The organism is Brevundimonas sp. AVps4, assembly GCF_058681525.1.
In genome coordinates this window covers 1769201-1778331 of the sequence record NZ_CM178741.1, presented here as the reverse complement: position 1 = coordinate 1778331, position 9131 = coordinate 1769201, and the positions used below count along the sequence as shown (strand labels likewise).

The window sequence follows — 9131 nt, the reverse complement described above, 5'->3', positions numbered from 1 at the left end:
CCTGCGATGCGTCGCCTCACCCTCGCCGTCCCCCTTGTCCTTACGCTCGCCGCCTGCGGTCCGAATGGGGATAAGAAGGACGCGCCCCCGTCCAAGGCTCCGCCCGCCCTGACGGAGACGGAGAAGGCCGATCTGCTCGCCGCCCTTCCCGCCCCTTACAATACGGGAGACCTGGACAATGGACGTCGCGTCTTCGCGCGTTGCCGCGCCTGCCACACCATCGGCCGGGACGGGCCGGACATGGCGGGGCCGAATCTGTACGGCGTGTTCGGGCGCAAGGCGGGCGAGCGGCCGCGCTACAACTATTCCAACACCCTGCGGACGGCCGATTTCGTCTGGGACGCCCAGGCGCTGGACCGCTGGCTGCAGAATCCGCGCGGCTTCCTGCCCGGCAACAAGATGACCTTCGCCGGCCTGCCCGACGCCAAGGACCGGCGCGACGTCATCGCCTTCCTGAAGGTGGAGACGGGCTACCGCCCTGCGGCCTCGACGCCGCCCGCCTCCTGAGGCGTCAGCCTTCGGCGATCGGCTTGGGTCCGCCCTCACGCAGTTCCTGAGCCTCCCACTCCTCGATCTTGCGAGCGGTCCATTCGGGCGACTTGGTGAAGCGAGCCAGTAGGCCGTAGATCACCGGCACGACGAACAGGGTCAGGACGGTGGCGAAGATGGCGCCGGTGAAGATGACGACGCCGATCGTCTGACGGCTGCCGGCTCCCGCCCCCTGCCACAGCACCAAGGGCAGGGCGCCGAAGGCGGTGGCGATGGAGGTCATGATGATGGGGCGCAGGCGCAGGGAGGAGGATTCGATGATCGCCTCCCGGATCGACCGGCCCTGATCGCGCAGCTGATTGGCGAATTCCACGATCAGAATGCCGTTCTTGGCCGCCACCCCGATCAGGATGATCAGGCCGATCTGGCTGTAGATGTTCAGACTGGACCCGGCCATCAACAGGCCGAACAGACCGCCCGCCGCCGCCAGGGGCACGGTCAGCATGATCACCGCCGGGGTGATCCAGCTTTCGAACTGGGCCGCCAGAACCAGGAAGACCAGCAGAAGCGCCAGGCCGAAGGCGGCCAGGACGGCGCCGCCCGCCTCTTGCTGATCGCGCGCGGCCCCGCCCCACTGGACCACCACCCCGCCCTGGGGCTGTTTGGCGGCTTCGGCGCGCAGGAACTGAACCGCATCGTCGATCGTCGTGCCGGGGTTCAGATCGGCCTGGAGGGTGATGGCCCGCTGGCGATCCAGCCGGCGGCGATCGGGCGTGTCGCCCGAGGTCTGGGTGGTCACCACCGCCGCCAGCGGCACCAGCTGCCCAGAACCGGTCGGCACATAAAGCGCTTCCAGGTCAGAGACTTCACGCCGGTTCTGACGTTCCGTTTGCAGGATGACGTCATACTCCTGACCGCCCTTGATATAGGTGGTGGCCCGGCGTGAGCCGAACATGGTCTCCAGGGTGCGGCCGATCGATTGCGAGGACACGCCCAGGGCCGCCGCCTTCTGCGGATCGACGTCCACCAGCAGGCGCGGCGAGTTGGGCTCATAGTTCAGGCGCGGCCGCGAGAAGCCCGGATTGTTCTGAGCCGCAGCCAACAGGGGCTGAAGCCAGTTGTAGATCTGCTGATAGTCGGTGCCGGTGGCGATCAATTCGATGGAGTTGGAATTGCCCCCGCCGCGCTGGAAGGCGCCCGGCGTCGAGGCGTTGACCTGGGCGTCCGTCTGGCCGCGCAGCTTGCGGTTCAACTCCTGGGCGATCTCGGCCGCCGACCGCTCGCGCTTGGACCAGTCCGACAGGACCAGCACCCCATTGCCGGAGTTGAAACTGCCGCCGCCGAACCCCGGCGCCGAGATCAGATAGGAATCGGCCTCGCCGCTGGCCTTATAGTCGGCCAGCAGGGGCTCCAGACCCATCATGATCTTTCGCGTGTAGTCGAAGCCCGCCCCTTCCGGCCCGGCGACGCGGACCGAGACGCGGCCCCGGTCTTCATCCGGCACCAGCTCGTTGGGCAGGGCCAGAAAGATGCCGGCCGCCCCGGCCGCGACCAGGGCGATCAGGACGCCGACGCCGATCACCGCCGCGCGCCGCCCCAGCAGCATCTCCAGCGAACGGCCGTATGAGGTCTTCAGCCGGTCCATGCCCCAGTCGACCCGGCGCGCCAGCCAGCCGCCGCCTTCGGCCGGCTTGAGGATCTTGGAGGCCAGCATCGGCGACAGGCTCAAGGCCAGGAAGGCCGAGAAGGCCACGGCGGCCGCAATCGCCGCCGCCAGTTCGACGAACAGCCGCCCGACATAGCCGGGCAGGAACAGCAGGGGGGCGAAGACGGACAGCAGCACCACCGTCGTGGCCACAACGGCGAAGAAGACCTGGCGCGCGCCGCGTTCGGCCGCGACCAGAGGCGGCTCCCCATGATCCAGCCGCCGCTGGATGTTCTCGACCACCACAATGGCGTCGTCCACGACCAGGCCGATCGCCAGCACCAGGGCCAGCAGGGTCAGAAGGTTCAGCGAGAAGCCCAGGGGCGCCAGGACGATGAAGGTCGCCAGCAGACAGATGGGGGCCACGATGGACGGGATCAGGGCCGCACGCAGACTGCCCAGGAAGATGAAGTTGACCAGGGCCACCAGGGCCATGGAGATGCCGATGGTGATCCAGACCTCGTCGATGGCGTGAGAGGTGAAGACCGAATTGTCCGAACCGATCTCCAGCGTTACGCCGGGCGGCAGGCTGGGTCGGATCTCGTCGATCATCTTGCGCACGCCGTCGGAAATGGCCAGGTCGTTCGACTGGGCCTGACGGGTCACGGCCAGGCCGATCTGATCCATGCTGTTGCCGCGGAAAAGGCGCCGGTCCTCTTCCGGCGCCTCTTCCACACGCGCGACGTCGCCCAGACGGGTGACATAGGTCGGCTGGCCCTGAATGATGGCCGACGAGCCGCTGCCGGTTCCCGTGGCGACCGAGGCGGAGGTGGAGGCCGAGCCGCGCGTTCCGATCGGCAGCTGGCGGAAGTCTTCCGGCAGGGCGTAGTTGCGGGCCACGCGCACGGTGTAGTTCTTGGCGGTCGACTCCAGCGACCCGGCGGGCAGTTCGACGTTCTGGCTGGTCAGGGCGGTCTCGACGTCGGTGACGGTGAGACCGCGCGCGGCCAGGGCGGCGGGGTCCAGCCATATCCGCATCGAATAGCGCTGCTCGCCATAGATGTTGACCTGGGCCACGCCGGGCACGGTCGCCATCCGGTCCACCAGATAGCGGTCGGCGTAGTCGGTCAGCTGCAGCCGATTCATCGTGGTCGAGCGCAGGAAGACGATGATGATCGGCTGGCTGTCGGAATCGGCCTTGGCCACCTCCGGCGGATCCGCCTGATCCGGCAGGGCGCCGACCACCCGGCTGACCCGGTCGCGCACGTCATTGGCCGCATCGTCGATATTGCGGTCCAGGGAGAACTCGATGTTGACGTTCGACCGGCCGTCCCGACTGGTCGAGTTGATCCGTTCGACACCCTGGATCCCGGCGATCTGCTGTTCGATCGGCTCGGTGATCCGGCTCTCGATCACCTCGGCCGAGGCCCCGGCGTAGCTGGTGTTGATCGAGACGATCGGGGGATCCACGTCCGGCAGTTCGCGAACCGGCAGGAAGAAGAAGGCCGCAAGGCCGATCACGCACAGGACGATGGCTGCGACGGCCGCGAATACGGGCCGCCGCACCGAGACATCAGAGAGCATCATTTGGCGGCGGCCTGACGACGCGCGCCGGCGACGCTGACGGCGGCGCCCGGCTGAATGCGGTTCAGACCCGAACCGATGATCCGATCGCCGACCTCCAGGCCGGACAGGATTTCGACAAAACCGTTCTCGACGGCCCCAGTCTCGACCTCGACCCTCTGGGCGGTCGAACCTTCGGCGCCGGGGGCGATCCGATAGACGAAGGCGCCCGAGCCCTCATATTGAACGGCGGCCTCGGGAACTGCGGCGGACTGCCGCTGTCCCTGTTGGACCGAGACCCTCAGCAGCATGCCTGGGCGAATGCGGCCGCCGGGATTGGGGAATTCGGCCCGGGCAGTGGCCGCGCGGGTCGTCTCATTGACGCGGGTGTCGATCAGGGCGATCCGGCCCTGGAACGGCGCGTCGCCATAGGCGTCAGCGGTCGCGGTGATCGGCGTCCCCGGCCGCAGCAGGTTCAGGTACCGTTCGGGCAGAGGAAAATCGACGCGAATGGTCGAGACATCGTCCAGGGTCGCAATCACGGCGCCCGGATTGACCAGGGTGCCGGGCGTCACCGTGGTCAGGCCCAGGGTCCCGGCGAAGGGGGCGCGGATCACCCGGTCGCCGCGTCGGGCCTGAGCCGCCTGCAGGGACGCCTGCGCCGTCTCCAGGGCGGTTTCGGCCTGTTCCAGCAAGACCTGAGGGGCGACCCCGCGGTCCGCCAGGGCCTTGTAGCGATCGTATTCGCGTTGCGCCTGGGCGACATTGGCGCGCGCCTCGATGATGGCTGCATCCTCTTCGCGGGCCTGAAGTTCGACCAGGGGCGCCCCGGCCGAGACTCTCTGGCCGTCCGTGAACAGGACCCGCGTGATCAGTTCGGTCGTGGAGGAGGTGATGTTCACCGACCTCTGGCCGCGCGCCACGCCCAGGACGCGGATCTGGTCGGAGAAGGGCTTCTGCGCGACGACCGCCTCGGACACCTGCTGGCCGCCGCGACGACCGCCGCCGCCGGGGCCGCCCGCCCCCTCGTCTTCAGCGAAGGCCAGCTTCAGCACGGCGGCGAGAACCATCAGCCCCAGCAGGATCGCTGCGGCGACGAGGAAGAAGTGGCGTTTGATCACGCAACAGACTTTCAATTCAGAGGACGTGCACGCTTAGCGTCTTCTCTCGGGCGCGCAACCTTACCTATCCGTAACGTGACTTACGGCGAATTCCGTCGCGCGGTTTTCGTCAAAACCTGCGCCAGATCGCCACAACCGGTCCATGAACCACGGCCGCCTCGCGCCCCGTGACAGTCTGGCGCCAGCCCGCCTGAAGGCTCCAGTCGCCAATATCCCTGACGAGGGACCCTTCGAGCGACAGCCAGCGCGCGCCGCCGTCCGCCGCGCCTGCGAAGGCTTGGCCCAGGATCAGCCATCGTGCGTCGAACCGCGCCCCGATGGTGGCGTCGATCCGGGTCTCATTGGGCAGATCGTCGCGGAGGCGACGCGCGACCTGAAGTTCGACGAAGGACTGGTCCATCCCCCATCGCCCGCCCATTTCGCCCAGGGACCGCGCCGCCGACACCCGCGCCTCCCAATCATGTTCGCCGACTCCCGGCGCCGCATAGCCCGCATTGCGCCCCTCCCCCGCCCAGGCGTAGCCGCCGTAGACGGAGACGGCGCCGCCGTCGTCTCGCCAAACCTGCCAAGAAGCGCCGATTTCCACCGGGCCGCGCCCCTGATAATCGACGAAGGCGTCTTCTCCGTCCTGCCAATCCGCCTTCAACCGAATCGCCAGGGCGTCGCCTACTCCATATTCGGCGAACAGGCCGAGGGCCGCATCACGGCGCTGGGCCGGCAGGGGAACCTGCTCACCCGAAGGATCGAAGCCCGTATCGCCCCGCTGGTTTTCATATTTGATGATCGCCTGCCCCTGGCCCTTCGGCGGGTTCCAGGCTCCCGCCTGCGCCAAGGCAGGCCAGGCGAGCGCCAGACCCGCCGCCGCTGCGGTCAGGCGTCGTAGCCGGGCGACTTGCGATCCAGCTGCCGCAGCGCCCCGGGCCAGGCCAGGGCGGCGACGAAGCCGATCCCCCGGCCCTGCGTCTTGGTCTCCGCCTGGGCCTGATCGGGCGCGATCAAGACTTGATCCGGCCCCGCCGAAAGGGCGGCGACCTGCTGGGCGCAGGCTCTTTCCAGGAAGAAGATGCCGATCCATGCCTGAGCCGCCGTTTCCCCGACCGCGAGCGTGCCGTGATTTCTCAACAGCATCAGCGGCTTGTCTCCCAGATCGGCGACCAGACGTTCGCGCTCGTCATGGTTCAGGGCCAACCCCTCGTAGCCATGATACGCAACCTGATGCTGTAGTAAACAGGCGTTCTGGCTGATCGGCAACAAACCGCCTTGCTGGGCCGCCACCCCGACCCCGTTCACCGTATGGAGATGGATCACGAACTTTGCGTCTTCCCGCGCCGCATGGACTGCGGAATGGATGGTGAAGCCCGCCGGATTGATGAAGTCGGCGGTCTCCTGAACGATGTTGCCGTCCAGATCGACCTTCACCAGGGATGAGGCGGTGATCTCGTCGAAATAGTAGCCGTAGGGATTGATCAGGAAATGATGCTCCGGCCCCGGAACGCGAGCCGAAATGTGGGTGAAGATCATGTCGTCCCAACCGTGGAGGGCGACCAGCCGATAGAGGGCGGCCAACTCCACCCGGGTGCGCCATTCCGCCTCGGAGACGCGAGATTTCAGACTGAGGACGGCGTCGTCGGCCATGGGGGTCTCCTATCCTAGGGCGGGCCTCTGACGGGCCTTGCCCAACCGTCCCTCCGCAGCCTGCGTCCGTCAAGTCGAGCCCGAACGACACGCGCATTAACCGCCGCACTTCAGATTTCATTAACCGCGTCTTCATGACCAGGCGTCACAGTTGCAAGCGGTACCTTCCCGCGTCGGAGCCGCCGCCTTGTCCGCTGTCGCCCAGCTCAGATCGCCGTCGCCCGCGCGCGACCCCGCTTTGGATTTGATCGACCTGGCGCGCAGCAAGGCGCCGGACGACCGTCGGCGACTATTGCTGGGCGTGGTCGCCCTGTGCGAAGCCGCGCCGCCGAACACCGCCCTGGCGCCCGCCCTGGCGGAAATCTTCCTGACCCTGGCCGCCCAGGCCGAGCGGGATATTCGCCGCCTGCTGTCCGAACGCCTCGCCGCAGCGGATTGGGCCCCGCCGGCTCTGATCAACATGCTGGCGCTGGACGAGATCGAGATCGCGGCGCCGGTCATCGCCGCCAGCCCCCTGTTGCAGGACGCGGACCTGATCCAGATCCTGCTGGAGACCACGCTGGAGCATCAGATCGCCGTGGCGCGGCGGCCGCACCTGTCTCATGGGGTCGTAGAGGCGATCGTGGATCAGGCCGATCCCGTGACCATGACGGCCCTGGCGTCGAACCGGACCGCCGACATCAGCGATGCGGCCATGCGTCGTCTGATCGAACATTCCCGGCGTATCGCCGGTCTTCGCGCGCCCCTGACCCGTCACCCCCGCCTGAACGCAGATCTCGCCCATGATCTGTACCAATGGGTCGGACAGGCCCTGCGGCAGTCCATCGGCGAGCGGTTCAAGATCGACGACGCCCGCCTGAACGCGGCGGTGCGGGAGGCGGCGGCCAAGGCGGTGCATTCCCCCACTTGGCGGCCGTTGCAACCCACCGGCCGCAACACCGATCGCGAGCGGCAAGAGATGGAAAAACGTCTGGTCGACAAGCTTCAGGCGGCCGGCCAACTTCGGCCCGGCATATTAATCCGGGCCTTGCGCGAACAGCGTCTGAGCCTGTTCGAACAGGCCCTGGTGCAACTGGGGGGATTCACGCCGGCTCAGGTGCGCTCCGCCATCCACTCGTCTACTGCGGAGCCGCTTTATCTGGCCTGCACTGCGGTCGGACTGGATCGAGCGGTCTTCGCCAATGTGCTGTCGGAAGTCCGCAAACTGACTGACGGCCGCCCCGGCGGCGGCTCGTGGAGCGCGACGCCGATGAACAGCCGTTCGGCCGCCCGCGCCTTTCGCCAGATCATGGAGCGCACCGCGATCGTTTGACTTCGCGGTCAAGCTGGGGCTCTCGTTCGGCCGTGACCCAGATCCCGCCCGTTCCCGCCCTGGCCTTCGTCGCCAGCGACCGTCCAGAGGCCCAGGCCGCGCGTCAGGCTCTGATCGCCCGCTACGGCGCCGTGCCGCAAGAACAGGCGGACGTCATCGTCGCCCTGGGCGGCGACGGCCAGATGCTGGAGACCCTGCACGGCAATCTGCGCCGCCGAACGCCCGTCTACGGCATGAACCGCGGCTCGGTCGGCTTTCTGATGAACGACTATGACGAGGACGATCTGATCGCCCGAATCGTCGCCGCCGAACGCACGGTCATCCATCCGCTGCAGATGGACGCCTGGACCGAGGCGGGCGAGGTGCATACGGGCCTGGCCATCAATGAGGTGTCCCTGCTGCGTCAGACGCGACAGAGCGCCAAGCTGAAGATCACGGTGGACGGCAAGGTTCGGTTGGAGGAGCTGTCCTGCGACGGCTGTCTGGTGGCGACGCCGGCCGGATCGACCGCCTACAATCTATCCGCCCACGGGCCGATCATTCCGCTGGACGCGCGCATCCTGGCGCTGACGCCGATCAGCGCCTTCCGGCCCCGGCGCTGGCGCGGCGCCCTTTTGTCCCACGAGGCTCGGGTGCGCTTCGACGTGCTGGAACCGGACAAGAGGCCCGTCTCAGCCACGGCCGACAATTTCGAGGTTCGGCGCGTCGCCAGCGTCGAGGTGCGCGAGCGGCGCGACGTCGCCCTGACCATGTTGTTCGACGCCGGTCGATCCTTCGACGAACGGGTGATGACGGAACAGTTCACCAACTGACCCCCCCTACACGGCTTCTTAAGAGCGGCCCGTTAGGGTTCGCGTAAATTTCTGGGAGCCCGTCATGAGCGATCCTTCGCACGTCATTCGTCCGCCCAACGCCCTCCGCATGAAGGTCGGCGGCGGTTTCGGCATCAACGCCGACGCCGTTGCGCGAGCCGAAGAAGCCCTGAAGGCCATGGCGGCTCAGTTCGATCAGTGGCTGAAGGACGAGATCGTCAAGCTGGACGCCGCCCAGGGCCGAATTCGCGAAGAGGGCTATACGCCCGAGACGGCCGAAAACCTCTATTTCCGCGCCCATGACCTGAAGGGTTTGGGCACCACCTATGAATATCCGCTGGTCACGCGCATCGCCGGATCGCTGTGCAAGATGCTGGACGACGCCGGCAAGCGGATGCAGGCGCCGACCACGCTTCTTGACGCCCATATCGACGCCATCCGCGCCGTGGTGCGCGACCAGATCAAGACAGACGAACATCCTGTCGGCCGCACCCTGGCCGAGACCCTGGAAGCCAAGGTCGCCGAATACCGCGCGGCCTGAACCGAGTGGGGCC

At 67.3% G+C, this 9131-nt stretch carries 8 protein-coding genes; 4 read left to right on the top strand and 4 right to left on the bottom strand.

Annotated features, from left to right (window positions below):
- Window positions 1–6 precede the first annotated feature (6 nt).
- Window positions 7–507, top strand: a complete 501-nt coding sequence (locus ACW178_RS08775; protein WP_201462494.1) for a c-type cytochrome — start codon at window positions 7–9, stop codon at window positions 505–507.
- A 4-nt stretch (window positions 508–511) separates the two neighbouring features.
- Here the strand turns inward: ACW178_RS08775 and ACW178_RS08770 are convergent, their stop codons facing one another.
- From ACW178_RS08770 to ACW178_RS08755, 4 genes are all read right to left on the bottom strand, one after another.
- The gene (locus tag ACW178_RS08770; protein ID WP_221233607.1) at window positions 512–3718 is read right to left on the bottom strand and encodes an efflux RND transporter permease subunit; all 3207 of its coding nucleotides are present in this window, start codon (window positions 3716–3718) and stop codon (window positions 512–514) included.
- Window positions 3718–4818, bottom strand: a complete 1101-nt coding sequence (locus tag ACW178_RS08765) for an efflux RND transporter periplasmic adaptor subunit (protein ID WP_054766912.1) — start codon at window positions 4816–4818, stop codon at window positions 3718–3720. The genes ACW178_RS08770 and ACW178_RS08765 overlap by 1 nt, the downstream gene beginning before the upstream one ends.
- 109 nt (window positions 4819–4927) lie before the next feature.
- Window positions 4928–5650, bottom strand: a complete 723-nt coding sequence (locus ACW178_RS08760; RefSeq protein WP_492024469.1) for a hypothetical protein — start codon at window positions 5648–5650, stop codon at window positions 4928–4930.
- A 38-nt stretch (window positions 5651–5688) separates the two neighbouring features.
- Window positions 5689–6453, bottom strand: coding sequence for a class II aldolase/adducin family protein (locus ACW178_RS08755; RefSeq protein WP_183215830.1), 765 nt, complete (start codon window positions 6451–6453; stop codon window positions 5689–5691).
- Window positions 6454–6640: 187 nt separating this feature from the next.
- On the opposite strand from ACW178_RS08755, the gene ACW178_RS08750 reads away from it, so the two are divergent.
- From ACW178_RS08750 to ACW178_RS08740, 3 genes are all read left to right on the top strand, one after another.
- Window positions 6641–7765, top strand: a complete 1125-nt coding sequence (locus tag ACW178_RS08750; protein WP_492024468.1) for a DUF2336 domain-containing protein — start codon at window positions 6641–6643, stop codon at window positions 7763–7765.
- 32 nt (window positions 7766–7797) lie between these two features.
- A complete protein-coding gene (locus tag ACW178_RS08745) occupies window positions 7798–8577 on the top strand; it encodes an NAD kinase (RefSeq protein ID WP_348685329.1) in 780 nt (259 codons plus the stop codon).
- A gap of 64 nt (window positions 8578–8641) precedes the next feature.
- The gene (locus ACW178_RS08740; RefSeq protein ID WP_152949972.1) at window positions 8642–9118 is read left to right on the top strand and encodes an Hpt domain-containing protein; all 477 of its coding nucleotides are present in this window, start codon (window positions 8642–8644) and stop codon (window positions 9116–9118) included.
- Window positions 9119–9131: the final 13 nt, after the last annotated feature.